The sequence below is a fragment of the Streptomyces sp. NPDC008092 genome (assembly GCF_042957285.1).
In the GTDB taxonomy this organism is placed as follows: domain Bacteria; phylum Actinomycetota; class Actinomycetes; order Streptomycetales; family Streptomycetaceae; genus Streptomyces.
This window is the reverse complement of record NZ_JBIBHY010000006.1, coordinates 24,483-50,080: the sequence shown is the minus strand read 5'-3', so window position 1 is coordinate 50,080 and position 25,598 is coordinate 24,483. Positions and strand designations below refer to the sequence as shown.

Below are 25,598 nucleotides of genomic sequence, written 5' to 3'. Positions count from 1 at the left end.
TCCCGGCAGGCCGGAGGACCAACCAGAGCGTGGGCCGGGGGAGTGACGGGGCATCCGCGCGACCGGCCGGCCCGGCGGTCTCAGACGGCGGCCGGTTCCGCTTCCGCGGCCGGCTCCCGCTCCGCCGCCTCCGCACGCGTGCGTGCCTCGCGGCGGGCCAGCACGAAGAAGCCGTAGGGGACACCCGCGGCGAACAGCCACCACTGGATCATGTACGCGTAGTTCAGCGGGGCGTCTTCCTTGCCTGGGTCGGAGATCTGCTCCGGGGTGTCGCCCTTGGGCTCGGGCGCCGTCTGCTGGATGTAGCCGCCGAGCACCTGCTTGCCGAGCCGGCGCGCCTGCTCCTCGCTGTTGATCAGCATGATCTGGCGGGCGGGCAGGCCCTTGAGGTCCTTGATGCCGCTCGCCGCGGTGGTCTCGTCGGGCATCAGCCGGCCCTGGACGGTGACCTTGCCGGCCGGTGGCGCCGGGATCTTGGGGAAGGCGGTCTGGCTCGGTCCGTCCGACGGGATCCAGCCCCGGTTGACCAGCAGCACCTTGCCGTCGGTCAGCACGAAGGGGGTGAGGACGTGGTAGCCGACCTCGTCGTCGGAGTTGGTACGACGGCGGACGACGACCTCGTCGGCGGTGTCGAAGGTGCCGGTCGCGGTGACCGTGTGGTACCGCTCCTTGCGGGTCACGGCATGCCCCGGCACGGTCACCTGCTCGACCGGTACCGGCTTGGCACCGAGGGCGTCGGCGACCAGCTGGTTGCGGGCGCTGCGTTCCTCGTACCGGTGCTTCTGCCAGAACCCGAGCCGGATCATCGTCGGGATCAGAAGCAGCGAGATGAGGGTGAGGATCACCCACTGCCGAGTCAACAGGAAGCGGTACACCCCACGACCGTACAACTCGGTCGTGGGGCGCGTTCGGGCGGGTACCGGGTCAGACGCGGTCGACGATGCCCGCCTTCCCCGCCTCGCGGGCGCAGTGGGCGCCGCAGAACCACTGGTTGTCCGCCTCGACGCCCTGGCCGATGATCGAGACCTTGCAGTGCTCGCAGAGCGGGGCCATGCGGTGGATCGCGCAGGAGAAGCAGTCGAAGACATGGACCGCGCCCTGCGCGTGCACCTCGAAGGTCATTCCGTAGTCATTGCCGCAAACTTCACATTTCGCCATGCGCCACAGGGTGGGCGCTCGCCCGCGCGCGGGCGAGCGGGCGCCGGGCGAGTCGTACGGCAATCACCCGTCCGTACGGCCCGCGCGGACGGATGCGCGGCCGCCGCCCGCGGACGGTGCCCGGCGCGCACCCGCGGTCACTTCTCCGCGGCCGGCGCCACGTCCCGCAGCAGCTGCCCGAAGGCCGCCTCGTCGACCACCGGCGTCCCGAACTGGCGGGCCTTGAGGACCTTCGACGTGCCCGAGTCGGGGTCGTTGGTGACGAGCAGACTGGTGAGCCGCGAGATGCTCGTCGAGACGTGCAGACCGGCCTCGACGGCCCGGTCCTCCAGCAGCTCCCGCTCGATCGAGGTGTCCCCGGAGAACGCCACCCGCATGCCCTGCTGCAGCGGCCTGCCGTCCTCGTACCGTCCCGGGTTCGGGTAGGGGCACGCCGGCCGCTTGCGGGACGGCCGCCAGCTGGTCGGCCGGTAGCCGCCGTACCCGCCGCTCGCCTGCGGCCCGATCCGGGGCGCGTCCGACCACTCGGTCAGGGGACGGCACTCCAGCAGCGGCAGCCGTACGTTGCCCGCCGCCGCGGCCCGCAGACTGGGCCGGAACGCCTCCGCGAGCACGCGCGCGTCGTCCAGCGCGTGGTGCGCCCGCCGCTGCACGACGCCGAAGTGCGCGGCCAGGGTCTCCAGTTTGTGGTTGGGCAGCGGCAGGGCCAGCTCCTTGGCGAGCGCGATGGTGCACAGCCGCTGCCGCACCGGGGCCTCGGCCTTCGCGCGCGCGTACTCCCGCGCGATCATCTGCCAGTCGAAGACCGCGTTGTGCGCGACCAGCACCCGGCCGTCCAGTCGGGCCGAGAACTCCTCGGCGATGTCGGTGAAGAGCGGCGCGCCTTCGAGCACCTCGCTCGTCAGACCGTGGATCCACACGGGCCCCGGATCGCGCTCGGGGTTGACCAGCGTGTACCAGTGGTCCTCGACCTCGCCGCGCTCGTCCAGCCGGTAGACGGCCGCGCTGATTATCCGGTCGTCCCGGGCCAGTCCGGTGGTCTCCACGTCGACGACGGCATACCCCTTGGGGTAAGCGGCCGGCCACGGGGTGCCGGGGGACACTGCGGTCGTACGGTCTTCGAGCATGGTCATTGAGGATACGGGCCCGCACCGACAGCCCGGTCCGTCAGGTCGCCCGCCGCAGCCGCCCGTTCGCATGTCCTGATTCCCCGTCCGCCCGGTCTCCCGGCGCCGGGCCCGTCCCGACCGCCCGTCCCGACCGCCCTTCGCGCGGCCGCGGATTTCGTCCCGATCGCCCTTCGCGCGGCTATGGACCTTTTCACCGCCCGGTGCAAGCGTGCACCCCGCCCGGAGCACGGACGGCCGACGGAAGGGCGGTACGGCGGATGGCACGCGTACGGTACGGCGCTCGGACCGAGGCGGAGATCGCGGCCGCGCGCACCACGAAGCTCCCCGACGTCTGGTCCACCGGGGTGGTGGCCGTCTGGGAGACCGACCCGGACGCGGTCGCGGCCGTCCTGCCGCCACCGCTCAAACCCACCGGCCGGCCCCTGGCCCGCGTCAGCATCAGCAAGGTCGAACTGCCCGGATACCCGCTCGGCGCGGGCTCGTTCGCGGTCGCCGCCGCACACGGCGCGGTCGAGGGCTGGTACCCGCTGGTCATGCCGATGACCCACGAGCGCGCCCTGACCGGCGGCCGCGAGGTCTTCGGCGAGCCCAAGAAACTCGGCGAGGTCACCGTCGAGCGCGAGGGTTCCGCCGTCCATGCGGTCCTCGCCCGGCACGGGATCGCCTTCGTCGAGGTGCGCGGCACGGTCGACGGCCCGCTGCCGCTGCCCGAGCCAGCCCCGAAGATTGACTTCTACTTCAAGTTCCTCCCGGCGGTGGACGGTTCGGGCTTCGACGGCGACCCGCTGCTGGTGCACTGCGTCCGCGAGGAGAGGGTCCGCCGGCTGGAGCGGGTCACCGGAGAGGTGGTCCTCCGTGAGTCGGCGTACGACCCGGTCGCCGACCTGCCGGTGCTGCGCCTGCTGGACCTCACCCTCGGCGAGAAGACCAGCGGCCAGCGCGGCCGGGTCGCCGAACGGGTCGACGCCCAGACCCTGCTGCCCTACGTCCACCAGCGCTACGACGACCCGCGCCAGGTCCACGACGCGCCCCCGGAGGGCAGCGAGGGGAGCGGGGTCTGATGGAGCTGCGCGAAGGACAGGTCGCCGTCGTCACCGGCGCGGCGAGCGGCATCGGGCTCGCGATGGCCCGGCGGTTCGCCGCCGAGGGGCTGAAGGTGGTCCTCGCCGACGTGGAGCCGGCCGCTCTGGAGAAGGCCGCTGACGGGCTGCGCGCGGAGGGCGCCGACGTGCACGCGCGCGTGGTCGACGTCGGCGTCCGCGAACAGGTCCTGGAACTGGCCGAGTCGGCCTACGACACCTACGGCGCGGTGCACGTCCTCTGCAACAACGCCGGGGTCGGCTCCGGCGCCGAGGGCCGGATGTGGGAGCACGAACCGAACGACTGGAAGTGGGCGTTCGAGGTCAACGTGTGGGGTGTGTTCCACGGCGTCCAGGCTTTCCTGCCCAGGATGATCAAGTCGGGTCAACCCGGTCATGTGGTCAATACGTCCTCCGGTGACGGCGGTATCGCACCGCTGCCCACGGCCTCCGTGTACGCGGTCACCAAGGCGGCCGTCGTCACGATGACCGAGTCCCTGTACGCCCATCTCAGGGCGGAGCACGCGCGCGTGGGCGCCTCGGTGCTCTTCCCCGGGCCGCACATGCTGCGCACGGGCCTGTGGGAGTCGCACCGCAACCGCCCCGACCGCTATGCCAAGGAGCGGCCGCGCCGGACTCCGTACCGCAGTCTCGGCCAGTGGGAGGCGGCGATGCGTGCGGCCGGCAAGGAGGTCGCCTTCACGCCCGTCGAGGAGGTCGCCGAGTTCGTCGTGGCGGGCATCCGCGCGGACCGCTTCTGGCTGCTGCCGCCCGGCGAGCACAGCGACGCCCAGATCAGGGCGCGGGCCCGCTCGATGCTGGACCGGACGAACCCGTCGTACCTCGAAAGCTTCATCCTGGACTGAACGGACCAAACGGATAAACCGACAAGCGGGCCGAACGGACCGAACGGACTGCACGGACTGCACGGAACCGAACAGGGGGCAGTGGTGACCGCGTACGACGACCCATACCTGATCATCTCCTCCGACTGCCACGCCGGGCTGCCCACCGAGGAGTACCGGCCCTATCTGGACGCCCGGTTCCACCGGGACTTCGACGGGTTCCTCGCCGGGCGGGAGCGCCGCCGGGAGGAGATGACCCGGCTCGGCATCCGCAACGAGGCGTTCGCGGCCAAGTGGTTCCAGGACAACGAGGAGGGCCTGCGCGGCGGCTGGGACAGCGCGCAGCGCCTGAAGGAGCTGGACGGCGACGGGGTGGCCGCCGAGGTGGTCTTCCCGGACGCCGACGCGGTGGACAGCCGGACCGCGGCGCCGTTCGGGGTCGGCCTCGGTCTGTCCGGGGACCAGGACCCGGAGCTGGGCATGGCGGGCGCGCAGGCCCACAACCGCTGGCTGGCCGACTTCGTGTCCGAGCACCCCGAACGGCACTGCGGGGTGGCCCTGCTGCCGGTCACGGCCCCGGCGGACCGGGTCGTCGCCGAGGTGCACCGCGCGAAGGAGTCCGGCCTCGGCGCCCTGATGATCCCGTCCATGTGGGTCGACAAGGAGCCCTACCACGACCGCCGTTACGACCCCGTCTGGGCGGCCGCCGCCGAGTGCGGGATGCCGGTCCTCACCCACTCCGGCGCGGCCCCGCGCCACGAGTACGGCGACCATCTCGGCATCTACGTCAGCGAGGTGACGTGGTGGCCGGCCCGCCCGCTGTGGTTCCTGCTCTGGTCCGGCGTCTTCGAACGCCACCCCGGACTGCGCTTCGGTGTCGCCGAGTCGGGCTGCTGGTGGCTGCCGAACCTGCTGTGGTTCATGGACCGCCTCTACCTCGGCGCGCACGGCGGCAAGAAACTCTCCCCGTTCGAGGAGCTGACCCGCCCGCCGCACGAGTACCTGGACCGGCAGGTGTTCGTCTGCGCCACCAACACCAAGCGCCGGGAACTCGCCCAGCGCTACGAGATCGGCGTCGACAACATCCTCTGGGGCAGCGACTTCCCGCACCCCGAGGGCACCTGGCCCGACACGCGCGCGTGGCTGCGCAGCACCTTCCACGACATCCCGGTGACCGAGACCCGCCGGATGCTGGGCCTCGCGGCCGCCGAGGCCTTCGGCTTCGACGTGGACCGCCTGACCCCGCTCGCCGGGCGCATCGGCCCGACCCCGTCCGACCTCGGCCAGCCGGCCGACCAGGCGGCCGTGGAGGCCTCCTGGGCCCGTTCGCGCGCGGTGGGCCGCCACTGGCTGACCGGCAACGACTTCCCGGCTCTGGGGGTGACGTCGTGAGCGAGGACCGCTACACGGTGATCTCGGCCGACTGCCACGCGGGGGCGGACCTCCTCGACTACCGCCCCTACCTGGAGAAGCGGTACCACGACGACTTCGACGGGTGGGCGGCGACGTACGTCAACCCGTACGAGGACCTGCTCGCCGACTCGGCGGACCGGAACTGGAACTCCGCGCGGCGGCTCGCGGAGCTGGAGGAGGACGGGATCGTCGCGGAGGTGATCTTCCCGAACACCATCCCGCCGTTCTTCCCGTCCGGCTCGCTGATGGCCCCCGCGCCGACGGCGGCGGAGTCCGAGCTCCGCTGGGCGGGCCTGCGCGCCCACAACCGCTGGCTGGCCGACTTCTGCGCCGCCGCACCGGGGCGCCGGGCGGGCGTCTTCCAGATCCTCCTCAACGACGTCGAGGAAGCGGTGAAGGAGATCCGCCGGGCGGCGGAGGCGGGCCTGAAAGGCGGCCTGATGCTCCCGGGCACCCCGCCCGGCTCGGGCCTCCCCGAACTGCACGCGCGCGTGTACGACCCGATCTGGGCCGTCTGCACGGAACTCGGCGTCCCCGTCAACCACCACGCGGGCTCCGCGTCCCCGCCGCTCGGCGACGAACCGGCCGCCCGCGCGGTCTTCATGGTCGAGACGACCTGGTTCTCGCACCGCGCGCTGTGGCACCTGGTCTTCGGCGGCGCCTTCCGCCGCCACCCGGACCTCAGACTGGTCCTGACCGAACAGGGCTCCGGCTGGATCCCCGGGGTGCTGGCCATGCTGGACTACTACCACGGCCGCATGCTGGCGGCGGCCACGAAGGCGACGACCGCAGAGTCGAAGTTCGGAGTCGGCCTGGCGGAGGCGATGGGCGAACCGCCGTCCTCGGTCTGGCACGAGAACTGCTTCGTCGGCGCCAGCTTCATGCGCCCGCACGAGGTGCCGCTGCGCGACCGCATCGGCGTGGACAGGATCATGTGGGGCAGCGACTACCCGCACGACGAGGGGACGTACCCCTACACCAGGGAGGGCCTGCGCTTCGCCTTCGCAGGTGTCCCGCGCGACGAGCTCGCGGCGATGCTCGGCGGCAACGCGGCCCGTGTGTACGGCTTCGACCTGGACCTCCTGGACCCGATCGCGGCGAAGGTGGGACCGACGGTGGCGGAGATCGCCGAGCCGCTGCCGGACCCGCCGGCGGACGCGACGAGCCCGGTGTTCGCGCGGGGCGCCTCGGTACGGGTCTGGTGACGTCGGTACGGCGCCCGTGGGCCCAGGGGTGCGATCCTCCCTGCTGTGACCGAACCCACGCACGACAACGAGGCCCACGGGGGAGCCCTCGGCTCCCGGCTGAACTGGCTGCGGGCGGCCGTACTGGGCGCGAACGACGGCATCGTGTCGACGGCGGGCATCGTCGTCGGCGTCGCGGGCGCCACGGCCGACCGCAACGCCCTGCTGACGGCGGGCCTGGCGGGCCTGCTCGCCGGATCCATGTCGATGGCGGCGGGGGAGTACGTCTCGGTCTCCACCCAGCGCGACTCCGAACTCGCCGCACTCGCGCAGGAGAAGCGGGAGCTGAAGGAGCAGCCCGAGGCCGAACTGGAGGAGCTGACCGAGCTGCTGGAGCGCCGCGGCCTGTCCCGGGAGGTGGCCCGTGAGGCGGCGGTCCAGCTGACGGAACGCGACGCCCTGAAGGCCCACGCGAGCGTCGAGCTGGGCATCGACCCCGACGAGCTGACCAACCCCTGGAACGCGGCCCTCGCCAGCTTCCTGGCGTTCACGGTGGGGGCGCTGCTCCCGCTGCTCGCGATCGTGCTGCCGCCTTCCGACTGGCGGCTCCCGGTGACGGTGGGGTCGGTGCTGGCGGCGCTGGTCCTGACCGGCTGGGCCAGCGCCCGCCTGGGCGCGGCCGCGGCGGGTCCGGCGGTGCTGCGGAACGTCCTGGGCGGCGCGCTGGCCATGGGGGTCACGTACGCGGCGGGGAGTCTGCTGGGGGCGGTCGGGATCTAGCGCGTTGGCGGAGATCGCCAACAAGCAAGCGCATACCCCCGGCAATACTTGTGGGTAACAACGTCTAGCCGCGGCCGACCGGCGGTTCTACGGTGCCCACATGCCGAACCTGCCCGATGTCGTGACGTGGTCGATACCCGCCTTCGTGCTGCTCACCGTGATCGAGGTGATCAGCTACCGCATCCATCCCGACGACGACGAGGCCGGGTACGAGGCCAAGGACGCGGCCACGAGCATCGGCATGGGACTGGGATCGCTCGTCTTCGACTTCGTGTGGAAGATCCCGATCGTCATGATCTACACGGCGGTGTACGAACTGACCCCGCTGCGCGTCCCCGTCCTGTGGTGGACGGTCCCGCTGATGCTGCTCGCGCAGGACTTCTTCTACTACTGGTCCCACCGCGGCCACCACGTCATCCGCATCCTGTGGGCCTGCCACGTCGTGCACCACTCCAGCAAGAAGTTCAACCTCTCCACCGCGCTGCGCCAGCCCTGGACCTCGCTGACGGTCTGGCCGTTCTACGTCCCGCTGGTGGCCGTGGGGGTGCACCCCGCCGCGCTCGCCTTCTGCTCCTCGGCCAACCTCGTCTACCAGTTCTGGATCCACACCGAACGCATCGACAAGATGCCCCGGTGGTTCGAGTTCGTGTTCAACACGCCGTCCCACCACCGCGTGCACCACGCCTCCCAGGGCGGCTACCTGGACCGCAACTTCGGCGGGATCCTGATCGTCTGGGACCGGCTGTTCGGGTCCTGGGTGCCGGAGACCGACCGGCCCGTGTACGGGTTGACCAAGAACATCGACACGTTCAACCCCGTCAAGGTGGCCACCCACGAGTACGTCGCCATCGCCAAGGACATCAGGGCCGCGCGCAGCTGGCGGGAGCGGGCCGGGCGGGTGTTCCGGGGACCTGGCTGGGCGCCGGCGCCCGCCGTGGCGCAGACCGAGGAGTCCGTGGCCGCGTGAGGGCGTCCCGGGAGCTGCTCGCCGCCTTCGCCCTCGCCGTCCTCCTCGACCTCGCCTTCCTGGCCGTCGGCTTCCGCACCGGTCATGTCGTCGCCAAGGTGCTCCTGATGCCCCTGCTGGCCGCGTCGGCGGCCCGCGCGGGGGCCCCGCGGCTCCTCGTCGCCGCGCTGCTGTGCGGCTGGGGCGGCGACGTCCTGCTGCTCTCCGACGCCGACCCCGCCTTCATGGCGGGCATGGCCTCCTTCGCCGCCGGGCACGTCTGCTACCTCGTCCTCTTCCGCCGCCAGGGCCCGCCACACGCGCGTGCGCGCCTCCTCGCCCTCGCCTACGCCACCGCCCTCGTCGCCCTGGTCGCCCTGCTCTGGCCCGACCTGCCCGCCGGCCTGCGCGTCCCCGTGGCCGGCTACAGCACCCTGCTCACCGCCATGGCGTACACCGCCGCCACCCGGCTCGGCCCTCTCGCCGGGCTCGGCGGCGCGCTCTTCATGCTCTCCGACACGCTGATCGCGACCGGCGTCGCCGACTGGCCGCAGCTGCCGCGGCCCGACCTCTGGATCATGCTCACCTACGCGGCGGCACAGTTCCTGCTGGTCCGCGGCACCCTCGACGCGCGCCCCGCACCGGCCACGGCGTACCGTGAAGTGCGCTCGACCACCCCCTGAGCGCACCCACGCCACCGCACGAGAAGGACCCTCGCCATGCGCGCCACCACCATCCACGCCCCGTTCGACATGCGCGTGGAGGACGTGCCCGAGCCCGTGGTGCAGCTGCCCACCGACGCCGTCGTACGGGTGCTGCGCGCCTGCATCTGCGGCAGCGACCTGTGGGCGTACCGCGGTGAGTCGGCCCGGCAGCCGGGGCAGCGCATCGGCCACGAGTTCCTCGGCGTGGTCGAGGAGACCGGCTCCGAGGTGGACACCGTGCGACGCGGCGACCTCGTGGTCGCCCCCTTCATGTGGTCCGACGGCGTCTGCGACTACTGCCGCGAGGGCCTGACCACGTCCTGCGAGCACGGCGGCTTCTGGGGCGCCGTGGGGTACGACGGCGGCCAGGGCGAGGCCGTCCGGGTCCCGTTCGCCGACGGCACCCTGGTCCGGCTGCCCAAGGACGCCGCCTCCGACGACCACCTCCTGTCCGCCCTGCTGACGCTCTCCGACGTGCTCGGCACCGGCCACCACGCGGCCCTCGGCGCGGGCGCCCGGCCCGGTGCCACGGTCGCCGTCGTCGGCGACGGCGCGGTCGGCCTGTGCGCCGTGTTGGCCGCCAAGCGGCTGGGCGCCGAGCGGATCATCGCGCTGGGCCGGCACGAGGTCCGCACCGACATCGCGCGCCGCTTCGGCGCCACCGACGTCGTCGCCGAACGCGGGGAGGCGGCCGTGGCGGCCGTACGCGAACTCACCCGTGGCCAGGGCGCCCACTCCGTGGTCGAGGCCGTCGGCACCGAGCAGTCCATGCGGACGGCCGTCGAGATCACCCGCGACGGCGGCGCGATCGGCTTCGTCGGCGTCCCGCACGGCAGCGGCACCGGCCTGGACCTCGGCGTCATGTTCGACCGGAACATCGCCCTGCGCGGCGGCGTCGCCCCGGTCCGCGCCTACATCCCCGACCTGCTGCCCGACGTCCTGGACGGCACGATCGACCCGTCACCGGTCTTCGACCTCACCGTCGGCATCGAGGGCGTGCCCGACGGCTACAAGGCGATGGACGAGCGCACGGCCCTGAAGGTCCTCGTCACGAACGGCTGAATCAACCCGAATCAACCCGAATAAACCCGGATCAACCCGCCGATCAATACTTGATCGAGCCGGCAACCGATCAAGTCCACCTGATCGGCAGCGGCAGCGCCGTCAGCACCCCCGACACCGCGACCACCACCCCGAGCACGGCCACCTCGGCCCGTGCGGGGACGTACGCGGTCAGCGGGTCGGCCGCCCGGCGCAGCCGGAACCGGGCCCACAGCGCGAGTACGACGACGGCGGCGACGAGGATCACCTTGGCCAGCAGGGTGCGCCCGTAGGCCGTCGTCGTCAGCTGGTCCAGGACCGTGCCCGGGGGCATCCGCCGCAGCGAACTCCACACGCCCGTCGCGGTGATGGCCGCGAGCAGTACGGCCGCCACGCGCGCGTAGAGCCCGAGCAGCGCAGCCCCGGCCGCCCGGCCGCGCCACCGGCGCAGCACGCGCAACGCGTGCAGCAGACCGCCCGCCCACAGCGTCGCGCACGTCAGGTGCACCAGGGTCAGCGCGGAGCCGAGCAACGGGCTGTGCTCGGGCGCGGGATGGGCGCGCAACGCCTCGGCGACGGCCACCGCCGCCAGCGGCCACACCTGGGCCGCCGGCCGGCGCGAGCGGGCGCACAGACCGGCCAGCAGAAAGGCGTTGACCTCGATCAGCGCCAGCTTGCCGTCGCGCGACTGGTACAGGCCGCCCACGTCGATGTCGGCGAGCGAGCGCGGCACCAGGTTGCCCGTCGACACCACCGACGCCAGTCCCAGGGCGGCGACGAAACCGGCGACCGCCGCGAATCCGGCCCAGCCGGACGGCCGTTCGGGCGGCGCACCCGGCAGCCGACGCGCCAGCCGGTCCACGAACAGCTCACCCGCCGGTACGCACAGCGCGGCGAACAGCATCCCGCGCAGCAGGGCGATACCGCCCACCCCCGGCGCCGCGGCCTCCCCGGTGCCGCGCAGCGCGACGGACGGCCCGAGCAGCGGTACCAGCGCGGCCGCCGCCACCAGTACCAGGACGGCGACGGCCCGCCAGGTCCCCGGGCGTCTCGCGGGGCCGCGCGCGGCCACCTCGGCGGTCGGTCGTGTCAACGGCCCCCCGATCTCCACCGGCCATGACAGAAGCGGGCAAGTAAAGGAAAACAGCCGGCGGAACTGCATTCCACCTATTCGTGCGTTTCCGGCCATCTGACGCGCGGTCATGCCCAGCGGGCCGGATCCGACCCCCAAGGCACCGGATTCCGGGCCCAGTCGGCCGGCCCGCCCGCGAAGGACACCGGCGGCCGTGCGTAGCGCAGCCGCCCCAGCGCGCTGTCCGTCTCGGCGAGCCAGGCGTCCGGCCCGTCGTACGGCTCACCGGTCCCGGAGCCCGGCTCCACCTCCTCCGTGAGCCACCGCGCGGTCCGCGCCAGAGCCAGCCGTACGAACCTGCTCCCGCCGTCGTACGACTGCTCGGTCAGCGCCCGCAGCACACCGGCCGCCAGCAGGTAGCCGGTGCCGTGGTCCAGCGCCTGCGCGGGCAGCGCGCCCGGCCGCTCCGCCGAGCCCTCGATCTCCGCGATGCCGGTGGCGACCTGCACCAGGCTGTCGAAGCCGCGCCGCCCGCCCCACGGCCCGTACGCGCCCCATGCCGACACCTGGGCCACGACCAGCCCGGGCCGCCGTTCGGCCAGCGCCTCCGGGGAGAGCCCGAACCGGTCCAGGGCGCCCGGCCGGTAGCCGGTGACCACGACGTCCGCCGCGGCGAGCAGCTCCTCGAAGGCCGCCCGGTCCGTCGTCAGGCCGAGCGTCGCCGAGCGTTTGCCGAAGCCCGTGTCGGCGTGCTGGTCGGCAAGTTCGGGCAGCCATGGCGCGTCCAGCCGCAGGACGTCGGCGCCCAGCAGCCCGAGGGTGCGGGTGGCGACCGGGCCGGCGAGGACCCGGGTCAGGTCCAGGACGCGCAGCCCGGCGGCGGGCAGCAGGGGAGCGGCGCCGACGTCGAGCGGCGGGAGCACGCGCGCGTGCGCCGTGTCCAGGCGGCCGCGCTCGATCAGGGGGCGCGCGGCCACCGCGACCGCCTGCTCGTGCCCGGCCCACGCCCCGGGCGAGCGCAGCGCCACGGCGAGTCCGCCGGCCGCGTGGACCGCGTCCTCCACATCCAGTCCGGGCCGCGCGGCGATCCGGGCCGCGACGTGCTCCGGGGCGGCGTCCGCCGGCAGGCCCAGCGCGCCCAGCAACCGGGCCCTGTGATGCGGATAGTTGGCGTGGGTGCGCACCCACCCGTCGGCCGTACGCCAGAACCGGGACAGCGGGGCGAACTGCACCGGCGCCCGCCCGTCGACCAGCAGCCGCCGCTCGCTGGTGAACGCCGTGGCCACGGCCCCGTCGTCCACCCGGACCCGGGGCACCTGAGCGGCCCCGGTCCGCCGTGCCCCCAGCTCGGCGGCGGCCAGCGCGCACCCGCCGACGCAGGCGCGGGCGAGCTGCCGCACCGGAAGGCGCGCCAGGAGCGTGCTCTCGCGTGTCACCGTCGTGACACGCGAGAGCAGTGCCGGATCGCCGCCCAGTGCGGACCACGCATAGTTGATCCCAGTCATGACTTAACTATGCATTATTGACTGGATCAATATATGCGCCTCGGGGCTACCTGGTCACCGCCGCCAGTGCGTCGGCCGTGCCCCAGCCGTAGAAGCCGTTGCGGTTCTTGGAGCCCTCGCACACCGCGTCGATCTTGCCGTCGCCGTTGATGTCGTAGGGGTCGGTGCACGGCGTGGCGGTCGCCTCGGCGTACAGCAGGGCCTTCACCAGCGCGGCGGAGGCATGCGGATGGGTTGACTTGATCAATGCGGCGACACCGACGACATGCGGGGTCGCCATCGACGTGCCCGCCATGTAGCCCCACCTGCCGCCCGGCAGCGGGCCCAGGATCAGGCCGCTGGTGGCCGGGGGCTCCGGTGTCTGGTAGGCCGTCGCGTCGCCGCCGGGCGCGGCGATGTCGATGACCCCGAGGCCGTAGTTGGAGAACGACGACTTGAGGCCCTTCGCGCCGGTCGCCGCGACCGTGACGACACCCGGCAGCTGGGTCGGTATGTCGAAGCACGTGTGCGGGTCGATCACCCGGTCGACGGGCGTGCCGTCGTTCGGCGAGACCGGATCGGTGATCGAGTGGGAGGCCAGGTCGTAGCTCTCGTTGCCGGCCGCCGCGACGTTGACCGTGCCCTTGCGCTCCGCGAACTGCGAGGCCCGGGTGATGGCGTCGACGAGCGCCTTCTGGTCCGGGTCGTCGGTGCAGTTGAAGTACCAGGGGTCGGTGTAATAGCTGTTGTTGGTGACGTCGATGTGGTGCTCGGCCGCCCACACGAACCCGCAGACCACGGCCTCCGTGTAGAAGTACCCGGCGGTGGTGGCGACCTTGATGCCGGCCACCTTGACGCCCGGCGCCACACCGGTGATGCCGATCCCGTTCTTGGCACCCGCGATCTCGCCCGCCACGTGGGTGCCGTGCGGGCTCTCGGCCGCGGTGGGCCGCCAGGCGCCGTAGGTCGTGTCCGGCCTGCCCGTGACGCAGTTGGTGGACTGCGAGGCGGAGAAGTTGGGGGCGATGTCCGGGTGGGTGTCGTCGACGCCGGTGTCGATGACGGCGACGGTGACCTTCGAGCTGCCCAGGGTCTTCTCGTGCGCCTTGTCCGCCTTGATGGCCGGCAGGTCCCACTGCAGCGGCTCCAGCGGGTCCTGCCCGTCCGTCGCCTGCGCGTCCGCCTCCGCGACCTGCTCGGAGCTGAGCACCTCCGGCGTGCCGACGTCGGTGGTCGACTGGGCGGGCAGCGGCGCGTTGCGGGTGTTCCCGGCCGAGTCCACGCCCGGCACCTTGCGGATGGTCTTGGCGAAGTCGGCGTTCGACGAATGGACGACGATCACGCCGATCTCGTCGTACGCGATCACCACCGAACCGCCGGCCTGCGCGATCGCCTTCTGTACGCGCTTGGAAGTGCCGTGTCCGGGACGGACGTTGACGACATAGCTGAGGGACGTCGTGCCGTCGGTGGCGGCCGCGGACGCAGCCGCGCCGGTGTCGGCGGCGGATGCCGAGACGTTGGGCAGGAAGGCGAGGGCCGTGGCCATGGCCATACCGAGCGGGAGGGCGAGGACGCGACGGTAGCGCGGCTTGGGCGCGGTCATCTGAGGTCTCCAGTTCGTTCGCGGAACGGGCATGCCGTGCGGGAAGTCCTGCTCTGCGGTGACTACTTGACGGCGCGCAGCGCGTCGACGACACCGGCGCCGTAGAAGCCGTTGACGTGCTTGCCGCCCACGCAGGTGGCGTCGACGACGCCGTCGCCGTTCCCGTCGTACGGGCCCGCCGGGCAGCCCGGGTTGTCCGCCTCGGCCTTCAGGAGGGCCAGCAGCTGGGCCGGGGTGGCGTGCGGGTGGGCCGACTTCAGCAGCGCGGCCACCGCGGCCACGTGCGGGGACGCCATCGAGGTGCCCTGGAGGAAGCCGTACTGGTCGTTCGGCAGGGTGGACAGGATGCGGCCGTTCTTCGACGGTGTGTCAGGGATCTGGTACTTGTCGCCGCCCGGACCCGCCACGTCGATGACGCCCTGGCCGTAGCTGGAGTAGTACGACTTCGTGTTGTTGACGCCGACCGCGCTCACGGTGACCACGCCGGGCAGCTGGGTCGGTACGTCGAAGCACTCGTGCGGGTCGACCGTCCGGGTGGTGGCCGTCGAGTCGTCGGGGCTGGAGTCGTCCGTGAGGGCGTGCGAGTCGAGGTCGTCGTTCGTGTTCCCCGCCGCGGCCACATTGAGCGTGCCCTTCCGCTGGGCGTACAGCTGCGCCCTGTTGACCGCGTCAACGATGGCACGTTGATCGGGGTCGTCCATGCAGTTGTACAGCCACGGGTCGACGTAGTAGCTGTTGTTGGTGATCTCGACGCCGTGGTCGGCGGCGAAGACGAAGGCGCAGACCACGCTCTCCGGGTAGAACAGCTGCGTCGCGTCGGGCTGTGCCACGGTGATGCTCGCGACCTTCACGCCCGGTGCCACGCCGGCCACACCGATCCCGTTGCGGGCCGCGGCTATCTCACCGGCGACATGGGTGCCGTGGTAGTGGTCGGCGTCCACCGGACGCCAGGCGCCGTACGTCGTGTCCGCCTTGCCGCTCACGCAGTCGGCGGACTGCGAGGCGGAGAAGTTCGGGGCGATGTCCGGGTGGGTGTCGTCGACGCCGGTGTCGATGATGCCGACGGTCACCGAGCGGCTCCCCGGGTTGATCGCGGCGGCCTTGTCGGCGCCGATCGTCCGCAGGTCCCACTGGTCGGCCTCGAGAGGCTCCTGGCCCGCCGTCGCCCGCTGCTCGGCCTTCGCGGCCGCCGCCTTCGAAAGGACCTGCACGGCGCCCTCGTCCGTGGTCCCCGCCGCGCTCAGCGGGGCCGTCCGGGTGGCGCCCGCCGACTGCACCCCGCGCACCGCGCGCATGGCCGCGCCGAAGTCCGGGTTCGCCGAGTGCACGACGAGCACGCCGATCCTGTCGTACGTCGCGATGATCGTGCCGCCGTTGCGGGCGACCGCCCGCTGCACCGACTCGATGGTGCGATGGTCCGTCCTGGTGTTGACGACGTAGGCCAGGTTCGGCCCGTCCGCCGACCGGGTGGCCTGGGTGGCCTGGGTGGCCCCGGTGGTCAGCGGGGCCGCGGAAGCCGCCGCGGGCACGAGGCCCAGCGAGGCGGTCAGCGACAGGACGACCGGGACGGCGAGCGCGAGCCCGCGTCTGGAACGCAGATGAGCCATGGGGTCTCCACATCATCCGGGACATCAACCGAAAACGGGCCTGCCCGAGCCGTGAGTGCTGCTTGGGCAGGTACATGACGGGTGGTGCAGGGCCGAAGCTATCTCCCGCACTCACCGGCCAGCAATGACCGGAGGTGACTTGCGCCGACGACTTCCGAAAGAACCCTGGCGAGTTGAACCTGTCCACGCGTGGCGCCGTGACCTTGAGGAGGGAGCCGCAGCAGGATCGAGGCCCCCCGTCGGAATCACGCACCGCAGTCGCGTCAGCACTCCGCGTGCGTGGTCCAGATGTCTGTGAGGTCAGAATCCGCATGTCCGTATCGCGAGGAGACTCCGTGGCCACCGAGACACCACCGCCCTCGAACACGCAGACCCGGCACCCCTCCGGCGAGGAGTTCGCCGAGATGCAGCAGAGTCCGGAGTTCGCCGAACTGCGGCACTCCTACCGCTCCTTCGCCTTCCCCCTGACCTTCGCCTTCATCGCCTGGTACCTGCTGTACGTCCTGCTCTCCAGCTACGCGGACGGCTTCATGGGCACCAAGGTCGTCGGCAACATCAACGTGGCCCTGGTCCTCGGCCTCGCCCAGTTCCTCACCACGTTCCTCATCGCCTGGTGGTATGCCCGGCACGCCGCCGCCAAGCTCGACCCCAAGGCCGAGGCCATCAAGTCCCGGATGGAGGGCGGCGCATGAGCCCCGCGATCACCCCGCTGGCCGGCGGCTCCGCGATCACGCTGGCGGCCGGTGAGGCCAGTGAGCACCGAACCCTGATCATCACCCTGTTCGCGGTGTTCGTCGCCGCGACCCTCGTCATCACCGTCTGGGCGGGCCGCCAGACCAAGGACGCCGCCGACTTCTACGCGGGCGGCCGCCAGTTCACCGGCTTCCAGAACGGCCTCGCCGTCTCCGGCGACTACATGTCCGCCGCGTCCTTCCTGGGCATCGCCGGCGCCATCGCCCTCTTCGGCTACGACGGCTTCCTCTACTCCATCGGCTTCCTGGTCGCCTGGCTCGTCGCCCTGCTCCTGGTCGCCGAGCCGCTGCGCAACTCCGGCCGCTACACCATGGGCGACGTGCTGGCCTACCGCATGCGCCAGCGCCCGGTCCGCACCGCCGCCGGCACCTCGACGATCGTCGTCTCGATCTTCTACCTGCTGGCCCAGATGGCGGGAGCGGGCGTCCTCGTCTCCCTCCTCCTCGGCATCACCAGCGACGGCGGCAAGATCGGCATCGTCGCCCTGGTCGGCGTCCTGATGATCGTCTACGTCACCATCGGCGGCATGAAGGGCACCACCTGGGTCCAGATGGTCAAGGCCGTGCTGCTCATCGCGGGCGCCCTGCTGCTGACCCTCATGGTCCTGGCCAAGTTCCACTTCAACGTCTCCGACCTGCTCGGCAAGGCCGCCGACAACAGCGGCAAGGGCAGCGCCTTCCTGGAGCCCGGCCTGAAGTACGGTGCCACCGGCACCAGCAAGCTGGACTTCTTCTCCCTCGGCCTCGCCCTGGTCCTCGGCACCGCCGGACTGCCGCACATCCTGATCCGGTTCTACACCGTGCCCACCGCCAAGGCCGCGCGGAAGTCCGTCCTCTGGGCGATCGGCCTGATCGGCACCTTCTACCTGATGACCCTCGCCCTCGGCTTCGGCGCGGCCGCGCTGATCAAACCCGACGAGATCATCGCGTCCAACAAGTCCGGCAACACCGCGGCCCCCCTCCTCGCCCTGCACCTGGGCGGCGTCGACTCCAACTGGGGCGCGATCCTGCTGGCCACGATCTCGGCGGTGGCCTTCGCGACCATCCTCGCGGTGGTCGCGGGCCTGACCCTGGCGTCCTCGTCGTCCTTCGCGCACGACATCTACGCCAACGTCATCAAGAAGGGCCAGGCCACCGAGAAGCAGGAGATCAACGCGGCCCGCTACGCCACCGTCGGCATCGGCGCCGTCTCCATCCTCCTCGGCGCCCTCGCCCGCGACCTGAACGTCGCCGGCCTGGTCGCGCTGGCCTTCGCGGTCGCCGCCTCCGCCAACCTGCCGACCATCCTCTACAGCCTCTTCTGGAAGCGGTTCACCACCGCCGGAGCCCTCTGGTCGATCTACGGCGGCCTGGTCACCGCGGTCGGCCTGGTGCTCTTCTCGCCGGTGGTGTCCGGCAAGGAGACGTCGATGTTCCCGGGCGTCGACTTCCACTGGTTCCCGCTGGAGAACCCGGGCATCATCTCGATCCCGGTCGGATTCCTCCTCGGCGTCGTGGGCACCCTGCTCTCCAAGGAGGCCCCGGACGCCGCCAAGTACGCGGAGCTGGAGGTGCGGTCCCTGACAGGCACCGGAGCGCACTGAGCTTCGTACGACTGGCCGCGTCGACCGGATCATAGGATCCTACGACGCGGCCGCGTCGTACCTCGTGGTATCAGGCCTCTCCCGATGTCGGTGCCGTCACGTAGGCTCGCAAGTGACGGCAGAGATCTGATCCGCTACGAGGGAGGGGGCCCGCGTGCTCATCGACACCTATGGCCGGGTGGCCACCGACCTGAGGGTCTCGCTGACCGACCGGTGCAACCTGCGCTGTACGTACTGCATGCCCGAGGAGGGCCTGCAGTGGCTGGCCAAGCCCGACCTGCTCACGGACGACGAGATCGTCCGGCTGGTCGACATCGCCGTCCGCCTGCTGGGCGTCGAGGAGGTCCGCTTCACCGGCGGCGAGCCGCTGCTGCGCCCCGGCCTGGTCGGCATCGTCGAGCGGGTGGCGGCCCTGGCCCCCCGCCCCCGGATGTCCCTGACGACCAACGGCATCGGCCTGCGCCGCACCGCGACGGCCCTCAAGGCGGCCGGCCTGGACCGGGTCAACGTCTCCCTGGACACCCTCCGCCCGGACGTCTTCAAGACCCTGACCCGCCGCGACCGCCACCAGGACGTCCTGGACGGACTCCGGGCCGCCCACGACGCCGGCCTCACCCCGGTCAAGGTCAACACGGTCCTGATGCCCGGCCTGAACGAGGACGAGGCCCCCGACCTCCTCGCCTGGGCGCTGGCCCACGGCTACGAGCTGCGCTTCATCGAGCAGATGCCCCTCGACGCCCAGCACGGCTGGAAGCGCGACAGCATGGTGACGGCCGGGGACATCCTCGCCTCCCTCCGCACCCGCTTCGACCTCACCCCCGAGGACGCCGACGACCGCGGCTCGGCCCCGGCGGAGCGCTGGCTGGTCGACGGCGGCCCGCACCGCGTCGGCGTCATCGCCTCGGTCACCCGCCCGTTCTGCGCGGCCTGCGACCGCACCCGCCTCACGGCCGACGGCCAGATACGGACCTGCCTGTTCGCGCGGGAGGAGACGGACCTGCGCGGCGCGCTCCGCTCGGACGCGCCGGACGAGGAGATCGCCCGCAGGTGGCGGCTGGCGATGTGGGGCAAGAAGGCGGGGGCGGGACTGGACGATCCGCAGTTCGTGCAGCCGGACCGGCCGATGTCCGCGATCGGCGGCTAGCCGGGCCTACGCGTCCCGCTCGGGCGACTCCGCCTCCGACTCCCACTCCTGCAGCAGCACCACGTCCTTCAGGAACCCCCGCACCCCCAGGAACTGCGAGAGATGCTCCCGGTGCTCCTCACAGGCAAGCCAGGTCTTGCGCCGCTCCGGCGTGTGGATCTTCGGGTTGTTCCACGCCAGCACCCACACCGCGGCGGCACGGCAGCCTTTTGCGGAGCAGACGGGGGAGCCGGGTTCGGAACCAGGGGCGTTCGGGATCACGTCGCTGACCTTAGCCGAGGCTCCGGTCAGTGCTGTCGTGCGGTCGTCCCACGTCCGGACACCAGCACCTCGACGACCTGCCGAAGGATTCCCATTGCGCGAAACGCACTCTGGTGACGCGACTGGGGCAGAACCAGCACGGCCAGCCCGAGCACCAGCAAGGTCAGACAGACGAAGGCCAGAGGGACCAGCACTGTCACAGCGGCGACAAACCTGACATTTTGCCAGATAGCGAGCATACGAATCCTCCTGGCACATGATCAGGGGGGGTGGGCGGGCGCATATTCTGATGTGGTCGTCCGCCTGAAATGGCGACGCCGAGCAGCCACGGGGGGAGCTGCCCGGCGTCGGTCCGTCGCTCCGACGGGGGATGCGGAGCGCGTACGCAGTATGTCACGGGTCACCCTTGGCCCGGCACTGGAACAGCACGATAGATCTGAGCATTTCTTGAGCTTCGGGCGGGGGCGCCGCCCGCCCGTGCCGCGGCCCCGAGCTCAGACCGACTCCGGCCGCTCGCCCCGCACGGCCCCCGCCGCCGGGTCCGCCACCACGTCCTCCGGGACGGATTCCGCCTGCGTCTCCTCCGCCCGCGGAGGTGCGATCATCAGCCGGGTAGGTGCGACCCCGAAGGTGGACGGAAGCGACTGCGGCCGCTCCCGCCCGGCGTTGGCGATGACGACGGCGACATAGGGGAGCAGCGCTCCGAGCACCAAAGCCACGACGGCGACGTACCGTTCGACGTTCCACAACGTCACGGCGAGGATCACCGACAGGGTCCGGACGCCCATCGAGATGACGTACCGCCGCTGCCGGCCGCGTACGTCCTCCGCCAGGCCGGTACGGGCTCCGGTGATCCGGAACACCTGGACGTTGCCGTCGCCGCGCTGCTTCCGCATCACATTCCACCATCCGCCCGCATCGGACTCTCCCCGGCCCGTACCCGGTCCGCACCCGCTCGGGGAACCGGGCCAGGACCTTCTCCACGGTACGCCGCGCCTGCGCCGCCTTCGAGACCGGGTCGCCCTCCCGCCTGCGTGAACGCCCTGCGCCGTAGCGCGTACGGGCGTACCGACATGCGCCGTACGGCCTACGGACCCAGACTTGGCGTAATGCTCACGTCGAGCCGTACGAGGAGGCAGTCATGGGCTGGTTGTGGGCGATCATCGTGGGTTTCGTGCTGGGCCTGATCGCGAAGGCGGTCATCCCGGGCAAGCAGCACAGCCCCCTGTGGCTGACGACCATCTTCGGCATCCTGGGCGCCATCGCAGGCAACGCGATCGCCCGCGCGGTGGGCGTGGCGGAGACGAGGGGGATCGACTGGACCCGTCACCTGTTCCAGCTGGTGGCGGCGATCATCATCGTCTTCCTGGGCGACATGGCGTACACGGCGACCCTGGGAAAACGCAAACAACAGCGCATCTGACGCTCCCCGCGCTTCACGGCGCCCCGCACCGAAGCGCCCCGAAAGGGGCGCGGGGAACTGCGCGACCAGCCACGACGGACCGGCACTCGCAACGTACCCGCACCCCCACGGCGCTCAAGAACCGACGACCTCCACGGCCGCCAGGTTCTTCTTCCCCCGCCGCAGCACCAGCCACCGCCCGTGCAGCAGCTCCTCCGCGGCGGGTACCGCGTCCTCGGCGGCCACCTTCACGTTGTTCACGTAGGCCCCGCCCTCCTTCACGGTCCGCCGCGCGGCGGACTTGCTGGCCACCAGCCCGACCTCGGCGAACAGGTCGACCACCGGACCCAGCTCGGCGACCTTGACGTGCGGCACCTCGGACAGCGCGGCGGCCAGCGTCCGGTCGTCCAGCTCCGCCAGCTCGCCCTGCCCGAACAGCGCCTTGGACGCGGCGACCACGGCAGCCGTCTGGTCGGCGCCGTGCACCAGCGTCGTCAGCTCCTCGGCCAGCGCCCGCTGCGCGGCCCGCGCCTGCGGCCGCTCCTCGGTCTGCTGCTCCAGCTCCTCGATCTCCTCGTGGGACCTGAAGCTGAAGATCCGCAGGAACTTGGAGACGTCCCGGTCGTCCGCGTTCAGCCAGAACTGGTAGAAGGCGTACGGCGTGGTCATCTCCGGGTCGAGCCAGACCGTCCCGGACTCCGTCTTGCCGAACTTGGTGCCGTCGGCCTTGGTGATCAGCGGCGTGCCCAGTGCGTGCACCGCGGCGTCGGGCTCGACCTTGTGGATCAGGTCGGTGCCCGAGGTGAGGTTGCCCCACTGGTCGCTGCCGCCGGTCTGCAACGTGCAGCCGTACCGCCGGTACAGCTGCAGGAAGTCCATGCCCTGCAGGATCTGGTAGCTGAACTCCGTGTAGCTGATGCCCTCCTGGGACTCCAGGCGCCGGGCCACGGCCTCCTTCGCGATCATCTTGTTCACGCGGAAGTGCTTGCCGATGTCCCGCAGGAACTCGATGGCCGACAGGCCCTGCGTCCAGTCCAGGTTGTTGACCATGACCGCCGCGTTCGGACCCTCGAAGTCCAGCAGCGGAGCGATCTGGGCGCGCAGCCGCTCGACCCACTGGGCGACGACCTCGGGGGCGTTGAGCGTGCGCTCGGAGTTCGGCTTCGGGTCACCGATCAGGCCGGTGGCACCCCCGACCAGGCCCAGCGGGCGGTTCCCCGCCTGCTGGATCCGGCGCATCGTCAGGATCTGCACGAGGTTGCCGAGGTGCAGGCTGGGCGCGGTCGGGTCGAAGCCGCAATAGAACGTGACGGGACCGTCCGCGAACGCCTTGCGCAATGCGTCCTCGTCCGTGGAGAGGGCGATGAGCCCCCGCCACTTCAGTTCGTCGACGATGTCCGTCACGGTTCTCGTATCTCCTTGGGTGGTCTCGTGGTCAGGTACGAGGTTATACGCCCTGGCTGACAGAGCTCATATTGAAGTCCGGCACCCGCAGCGCGGGCATCGCAGCCCTAGTGAACCAGTCGCTCCACTCCCTGGGCAGCGTCTTTTCCGTGCGCCCGGCCTCGGTCGCCCGCCCCAGCAGGTCCACCGGCGACTCGTTGAACCTGAAGTTGTTCACCTGCCCGGTGACCTGGCCGTTCTCCACCAGGTAGACGCCGTCCCGGGTCAGGCCCGTGAGCAGCAGTGTCGCCGGGTCGACCTCGCGGATGTACCAGAGGCAGGTCAGCAGCAGCCCGCGCTCGGTGGCGGCGACCATGTCCTCCAGGGAGCGGTCCAGGCCGCCGTCCAGGATCAGGTTCCCGCCCGCCGGGGCGACCGGGAGCCCGGTCAGGCCGGCCGTGTGCCGGGTGGTCGTCAGGTGCTTCAGCTCGCCCTCCGACACCCACTCGGTGGCGCCGGCCGGCAGCCCGTTGTCGAAGACCGACTGGTCGCCGCCGGAGGAGTGCGCGACGACGAAGGGCGCGGACTCCAGGCCCGGCTCGTTCGGGTCGCTGCGCAGGGTCAGCGGCAGGTCGGTCAGCTTCTCGCCGACCCGGGTGCCGCCGCCCGGCTTGGAGAACACGGTCCGGCCCTCGGCGGCGTCCCGCCCGGACGCCGACCACAGCTGGTAGATCAGCAGGTCGGCGACGGCGGTCGGCGGCAGCAGCGTCTCGTACCGGCCGGCCGGGAGGTCCACCCGCCGCTCGGCCCAGCCGAGCCGTACCGCGAGCTCGGCGTCGAGCGTGCCGGGGTCGACGTCCTTGAAGTCCCGCGTGGAGCGCCCGGCCCAGGCCGAGCGGGTACGGTCCGGGGACTTGGCGTTCAGCTCCAGCGTGCCGGTGGGCTGGTCGTGCCGCAGCCGCAGCCCGGTCGAGGTGCCCATGTACGTCGACACCAGCTCGTGGTTGGCGAAGCCGTACAGCTCGCGACCGCCGGCACGCGCGCGTGCGAAGGCCTCGCCGAGCGCCGGGGCGAAGTCGGCGAACACGGCGGAGGAGGTCTCGGCGGGCGCGTCCGTGAAGTCCGGGGCCTCCGGTACGCCGGTGACCAGCGGCTGGGCGTCCTCGGCGGGCCCGGCACCGCGGGCGGCGGCCTCGGCGGCCCGCACCAGCGGCTCCAGGTCGTCCGCGGTCACCGCGGACCGGGACACGACGCCCGAGGCGGTGCCCTCCTTGCCGTCGACCGTCGCGATGACGGTGAGCGAACGGCCGCGGGTGACGCCGTTGGTGGTGAGCGCGTTGCCGGCCCAGCGCAGGTTGGCGGTGGAGTGCTCGTCGGCGATGACCACGCAGCCGTCGGCCCGCGACAGTTCCAGAGCGCGCTCGACGATCTCGTGCGGCTTGTTGCTACGGGCGCTCATCGACCGGCCTCCTGCGTGGTGTTGAGGATGTTGACGCCCTTGAAGAGGGCCGAGGGGCAGCCGTGCGACACGGCGGCGACCTGCCCCGGCTGGGCCTTGCCGCAGTTGAAGGCGCCGCCGAGGACGTACGTCTGGGGGCCGCCGACGGCCGCCATGGAGCCCCAGAAGTCGGTCGTCGTCGCCTGGTAGGCGACATCGCGCAGCTGCCCGGTGATCCGGCCGTTCTCGATCCTGAAGAACCGCTGGCCGGTGAACTGGAAGTTGTAACGCTGCATGTCGATGGACCAGGAGCGGTCGCCGACCACGTAGATCCCGCGGTCGACCCCGCCGATCAGGTCCTCCGTCGCCAGCCCGGCCGGGTCCGGCTGCAGGGACACGTTGGCCATGCGCTGCACCGGGACGTGCCCGGGGGAGTCGGCGTACGCGCACCCGTTGGAGCGGTCGAAGCCGGTCAGCTTCGCGATCCGGCGGTCCAGCTGGTAGCCGACGAGCGTGCCGTCCCTGACCAGGTCCCAGGACTGGCCCGCGACGCCCTCGTCGTCGTAGCCGATGGTCGCGAGGCCGTGCTCGGCGGTGCGGTCGCCGGTGACGTTCATCAGCTCGGAGCCGTACTTCAGCTTGCCGAGCTGGTCGAAGGTGGCGAAGGAGGTACCGGCGTAGGCGGCCTCGTAGCCGAGCGCGCGGTCCAGTTCGGTGGCGTGCCCGATGGACTCGTGGATGGTCAGCCACAGGTTGGAGGGGTCGACCACCAGGTCGTACAGACCCGCCTCGACGCTCGGCGCCCGCATCTTCTCGGCCAGCAGCTCCGGGATCTGCTCCAGCTCGGTGTCCCAGTCCCAGCCGGTGCCGGTGAGGTACTCCCAGCCGCGGCCGACCGGCGGCGCGATGGTCCGCATCGAGTCGAACTCGCCGCTGGACTCGTCGACCGACACCGCGGTGAGCTGCGGATGCAGCCGCACCCGCTGCTGGGTCGTCACGGTCCCGGCCGTGTCCGCGTAGAACTTGTTCTCGTGCACGGTGAGCAGCGAGGCGTCCACGTGGCTGACGCCGTTCGCCGCCAGCAGCCGCGCGCTCCACTCCGCGAGCAGCGCCGACTTCTCCTCGTCGGGCACGGTGAACGGATCGATCTCGTACGACGAGACCCACGTCTTCTCGGCGTGCACCGGCTCGCCGGCCAGCTCCACCCGCTCGTCCGAGCCGGCCGCCTTGATGACCTGTGCCGAGAGCTTCGCCATGGCCACCGCCTGCGAGGCGACCTTGGCGGCCGCGTCGAGGGTCAGGTCCACCCCCGACGCGAAGCCCCACGTGCCGCCGTGCACGACCCGGACCGCGTACCCCAGGTCGGTGGTGTCCGAGGATCCGGCGGGCTTGGCGTCCCGCAGCCGCCAGGACGCGCTGCGCACCCGCTCGAACCGGAAGTCCGCGTGCTCGGCCCCCAGCGCACGCGCGCGTGCCAGCGCGGCGTCGGCCAGGGCCCGTAGCGGCAGCGCCGTGAAGGCTTCGTCGATGGAATGAGGCACGGAGGTCTCCCTGCTGTCGTGGCCTGTCCGTCCGATCATGTCGCGCCC

Annotated in this window: 25 protein-coding genes; 12 read left to right on the top strand and 13 right to left on the bottom strand. The window is 71.7% G+C overall.

What is annotated here, in order from left to right:
- Positions 1-80 precede the first annotated feature (80 nt).
- From ACFZB3_RS20160 to ACFZB3_RS20150, 3 genes are all read right to left on the bottom strand, one after another.
- The gene (locus tag ACFZB3_RS20160; RefSeq protein ID WP_391377004.1) at positions 81-875 is read right to left on the bottom strand and encodes an SURF1 family cytochrome oxidase biogenesis protein; all 795 of its coding nucleotides are present in this window, start codon (positions 873-875) and stop codon (positions 81-83) included.
- Positions 876-924: 49 nt separating this feature from the next.
- Positions 925-1,158: a hypothetical protein gene (locus ACFZB3_RS20155; protein WP_089101588.1), complete on the bottom strand. Its 234-nt coding sequence runs from the start codon at positions 1,156-1,158 to the stop codon at positions 925-927.
- 137 nt (positions 1,159-1,295) lie between these two features.
- Entirely contained in the window at positions 1,296-2,285 is a 990-nt protein-coding gene (locus tag ACFZB3_RS20150) for a DEDDh family exonuclease (protein ID WP_391377810.1), read from the bottom strand.
- Positions 2,286-2,545: 260 nt separating this feature from the next.
- Between ACFZB3_RS20150 and ACFZB3_RS20145 the strand changes: the two genes are divergently transcribed.
- From ACFZB3_RS20145 to ACFZB3_RS20110, 8 genes are all read left to right on the top strand, one after another.
- Positions 2,546-3,349: an acetoacetate decarboxylase family protein gene (locus ACFZB3_RS20145; RefSeq protein WP_391377003.1), complete on the top strand. Its 804-nt coding sequence runs from the start codon at positions 2,546-2,548 to the stop codon at positions 3,347-3,349.
- Positions 3,349-4,233: an SDR family NAD(P)-dependent oxidoreductase gene (locus ACFZB3_RS20140; protein ID WP_391377002.1), complete on the top strand. Its 885-nt coding sequence runs from the start codon at positions 3,349-3,351 to the stop codon at positions 4,231-4,233. The genes ACFZB3_RS20145 and ACFZB3_RS20140 overlap by 1 nt, the downstream gene beginning before the upstream one ends.
- Positions 4,234-4,317: 84 nt before the next feature.
- Positions 4,318-5,604, top strand: a complete 1,287-nt coding sequence (locus ACFZB3_RS20135; protein ID WP_391377001.1) for an amidohydrolase family protein — start codon at positions 4,318-4,320, stop codon at positions 5,602-5,604.
- Positions 5,601-6,830, top strand: a complete 1,230-nt coding sequence (locus ACFZB3_RS20130) for an amidohydrolase family protein (protein ID WP_391377000.1) — start codon at positions 5,601-5,603, stop codon at positions 6,828-6,830. The genes ACFZB3_RS20135 and ACFZB3_RS20130 overlap by 4 nt, the downstream gene beginning before the upstream one ends.
- Before the next feature lie 45 nt (positions 6,831-6,875).
- Positions 6,876-7,589 (top strand): VIT1/CCC1 transporter family protein, encoded by a 714-nt coding sequence (locus tag ACFZB3_RS20125; protein WP_391376999.1) that lies wholly within the window; start codon positions 6,876-6,878, stop codon positions 7,587-7,589.
- Positions 7,590-7,689: 100 nt separating this feature from the next.
- Positions 7,690-8,556: a sterol desaturase family protein gene (locus ACFZB3_RS20120; RefSeq protein WP_391376998.1), complete on the top strand. Its 867-nt coding sequence runs from the start codon at positions 7,690-7,692 to the stop codon at positions 8,554-8,556.
- A complete protein-coding gene (locus ACFZB3_RS20115; RefSeq protein WP_391376997.1) occupies positions 8,553-9,218 on the top strand; it encodes a lysoplasmalogenase family protein in 666 nt (221 codons plus the stop codon). The genes ACFZB3_RS20120 and ACFZB3_RS20115 overlap by 4 nt, the downstream gene beginning before the upstream one ends.
- Before the next feature lie 36 nt (positions 9,219-9,254).
- Positions 9,255-10,301, top strand: coding sequence for a zinc-binding dehydrogenase (locus tag ACFZB3_RS20110; RefSeq protein ID WP_391376996.1), 1,047 nt, complete (start codon positions 9,255-9,257; stop codon positions 10,299-10,301).
- A gap of 70 nt (positions 10,302-10,371) precedes the next feature.
- On the opposite strand, the gene ACFZB3_RS20105 is transcribed toward ACFZB3_RS20110, so the two are convergent.
- From ACFZB3_RS20105 to ACFZB3_RS20090, 4 genes are all read right to left on the bottom strand, one after another.
- Positions 10,372-11,373: a CopD family protein gene (locus ACFZB3_RS20105; protein ID WP_391376995.1), complete on the bottom strand. Its 1,002-nt coding sequence runs from the start codon at positions 11,371-11,373 to the stop codon at positions 10,372-10,374.
- Positions 11,374-11,480: 107 nt separating this feature from the next.
- A complete protein-coding gene (locus tag ACFZB3_RS20100) occupies positions 11,481-12,857 on the bottom strand; it encodes a CoA transferase (protein WP_391376994.1) in 1,377 nt (458 codons plus the stop codon).
- Between the two features lie 46 nt (positions 12,858-12,903).
- Positions 12,904-14,439 (bottom strand): S8 family serine peptidase, encoded by a 1,536-nt coding sequence (locus ACFZB3_RS20095; RefSeq protein WP_391376993.1) that lies wholly within the window; start codon positions 14,437-14,439, stop codon positions 12,904-12,906.
- Positions 14,440-14,501: 62 nt separating this feature from the next.
- On the bottom strand, positions 14,502-16,046 hold the full coding sequence (locus ACFZB3_RS20090; protein WP_391376992.1) for a S8 family serine peptidase: 1,545 nt from the start codon (positions 16,044-16,046) through the stop codon (positions 14,502-14,504).
- Between the two features lie 335 nt (positions 16,047-16,381).
- Between ACFZB3_RS20090 and ACFZB3_RS20085 the strand changes: the two genes are divergently transcribed.
- The 3 genes from ACFZB3_RS20085 to moaA all read left to right on the top strand — a co-directional run bounded on the left by ACFZB3_RS20085 (position 16,382) and on the right by moaA (position 19,525).
- On the top strand, positions 16,382-16,738 hold the full coding sequence (locus ACFZB3_RS20085) for a DUF485 domain-containing protein (RefSeq protein WP_391376991.1): 357 nt from the start codon (positions 16,382-16,384) through the stop codon (positions 16,736-16,738).
- Positions 16,735-18,381, top strand: a complete 1,647-nt coding sequence (locus ACFZB3_RS20080; protein WP_391376990.1) for a sodium/solute symporter — start codon at positions 16,735-16,737, stop codon at positions 18,379-18,381. Before ACFZB3_RS20085 ends, ACFZB3_RS20080 begins: the two co-directional genes overlap by 4 nt.
- Before the next feature lie 154 nt (positions 18,382-18,535).
- Positions 18,536-19,525: a GTP 3',8-cyclase MoaA gene (moaA, locus tag ACFZB3_RS20075; RefSeq protein WP_391376989.1), complete on the top strand. Its 990-nt coding sequence runs from the start codon at positions 18,536-18,538 to the stop codon at positions 19,523-19,525.
- A gap of 6 nt (positions 19,526-19,531) precedes the next feature.
- On the opposite strand, the gene ACFZB3_RS20070 is transcribed toward moaA, so the two are convergent.
- The 3 genes from ACFZB3_RS20070 to ACFZB3_RS20060 form a co-directional block, all read right to left on the bottom strand.
- Positions 19,532-19,786, bottom strand: coding sequence for a hypothetical protein (locus ACFZB3_RS20070; RefSeq protein WP_391376988.1), 255 nt, complete (start codon positions 19,784-19,786; stop codon positions 19,532-19,534).
- Positions 19,787-19,812: 26 nt separating this feature from the next.
- A complete protein-coding gene (locus ACFZB3_RS20065; RefSeq protein ID WP_294008432.1) occupies positions 19,813-20,025 on the bottom strand; it encodes a hypothetical protein in 213 nt (70 codons plus the stop codon).
- A 255-nt stretch (positions 20,026-20,280) separates the two neighbouring features.
- Positions 20,281-20,682 carry a DUF3099 domain-containing protein gene (locus ACFZB3_RS20060; protein WP_391376987.1) on the bottom strand — a complete coding sequence of 134 codons (402 nt, stop codon included), beginning with the start codon at positions 20,680-20,682 and terminating at the stop codon, positions 20,281-20,283.
- A gap of 245 nt (positions 20,683-20,927) precedes the next feature.
- Here ACFZB3_RS20060 and ACFZB3_RS20055 point away from each other — a divergent pair, with 245 nt between their 5' ends.
- Positions 20,928-21,209, top strand: a complete 282-nt coding sequence (locus ACFZB3_RS20055) for a GlsB/YeaQ/YmgE family stress response membrane protein (RefSeq protein ID WP_391376986.1) — start codon at positions 20,928-20,930, stop codon at positions 21,207-21,209.
- A 114-nt stretch (positions 21,210-21,323) separates the two neighbouring features.
- Here ACFZB3_RS20055 and tyrS read toward each other — a convergent pair whose 3' ends face one another.
- Genes tyrS through ACFZB3_RS20040 form a run of 3 tightly spaced genes read right to left on the bottom strand, consistent with a single transcriptional unit; the run spans position 21,324 to position 25,589 of the window.
- Positions 21,324-22,592, bottom strand: a complete 1,269-nt coding sequence (gene tyrS / locus ACFZB3_RS20050) for a tyrosine--tRNA ligase (RefSeq protein WP_391376985.1) — start codon at positions 22,590-22,592, stop codon at positions 21,324-21,326.
- A gap of 43 nt (positions 22,593-22,635) precedes the next feature.
- The gene (locus tag ACFZB3_RS20045; protein WP_391376984.1) at positions 22,636-24,030 is read right to left on the bottom strand and encodes a metallopeptidase TldD-related protein; all 1,395 of its coding nucleotides are present in this window, start codon (positions 24,028-24,030) and stop codon (positions 22,636-22,638) included.
- Positions 24,027-25,589 carry a metallopeptidase TldD-related protein gene (locus ACFZB3_RS20040; protein WP_391376983.1) on the bottom strand — a complete coding sequence of 521 codons (1,563 nt, stop codon included), beginning with the start codon at positions 25,587-25,589 and terminating at the stop codon, positions 24,027-24,029. The genes ACFZB3_RS20045 and ACFZB3_RS20040 overlap by 4 nt, the downstream gene beginning before the upstream one ends.
- Positions 25,590-25,598 lie beyond the last annotated feature (9 nt).

Bases quoted from the DNA above. Each gene is read 5' to 3' on its own strand.
- ACFZB3_RS20095 (WP_391376993.1), bottom strand. From the start codon at position 14,439: ATGACCGCGCCCAAGCCGCGCTACCGTCGCGTCCTCGCCCTCCCGCTC.
- ACFZB3_RS20040 (WP_391376983.1), bottom strand. From the start codon at position 25,589: ATGATCGGACGGACAGGCCACGACAGCAGGGAGACCTCCGTGCCTCAT.
- ACFZB3_RS20080 (WP_391376990.1), top strand. From the start codon at position 16,735: ATGAGCCCCGCGATCACCCCGCTGGCCGGCGGCTCCGCGATCACGCTG.
- ACFZB3_RS20120 (WP_391376998.1), top strand. From the start codon at position 7,690: ATGCCGAACCTGCCCGATGTCGTGACGTGGTCGATACCCGCCTTCGTG.
- ACFZB3_RS20090 (WP_391376992.1), bottom strand. From the start codon at position 16,046: ATGGCTCATCTGCGTTCCAGACGCGGGCTCGCGCTCGCCGTCCCGGTC.
- ACFZB3_RS20065 (WP_294008432.1), bottom strand. From the start codon at position 20,025: ATGCTCGCTATCTGGCAAAATGTCAGGTTTGTCGCCGCTGTGACAGTG.
- ACFZB3_RS20045 (WP_391376984.1), bottom strand. From the start codon at position 24,030: ATGAGCGCCCGTAGCAACAAGCCGCACGAGATCGTCGAGCGCGCTCTG.
- ACFZB3_RS20145 (WP_391377003.1), top strand. From the start codon at position 2,546: ATGGCACGCGTACGGTACGGCGCTCGGACCGAGGCGGAGATCGCGGCC.
- ACFZB3_RS20140 (WP_391377002.1), top strand. From the start codon at position 3,349: ATGGAGCTGCGCGAAGGACAGGTCGCCGTCGTCACCGGCGCGGCGAGC.
- ACFZB3_RS20055 (WP_391376986.1), top strand. From the start codon at position 20,928: ATGGGCTGGTTGTGGGCGATCATCGTGGGTTTCGTGCTGGGCCTGATC.
- ACFZB3_RS20060 (WP_391376987.1), bottom strand. From the start codon at position 20,682: ATGCGGAAGCAGCGCGGCGACGGCAACGTCCAGGTGTTCCGGATCACC.
- ACFZB3_RS20150 (WP_391377810.1), bottom strand. From the start codon at position 2,285: ATGCTCGAAGACCGTACGACCGCAGTGTCCCCCGGCACCCCGTGGCCG.
- ACFZB3_RS20110 (WP_391376996.1), top strand. From the start codon at position 9,255: ATGCGCGCCACCACCATCCACGCCCCGTTCGACATGCGCGTGGAGGAC.
- ACFZB3_RS20155 (WP_089101588.1), bottom strand. From the start codon at position 1,158: ATGGCGAAATGTGAAGTTTGCGGCAATGACTACGGAATGACCTTCGAG.
- ACFZB3_RS20100 (WP_391376994.1), bottom strand. From the start codon at position 12,857: ATGACTGGGATCAACTATGCGTGGTCCGCACTGGGCGGCGATCCGGCA.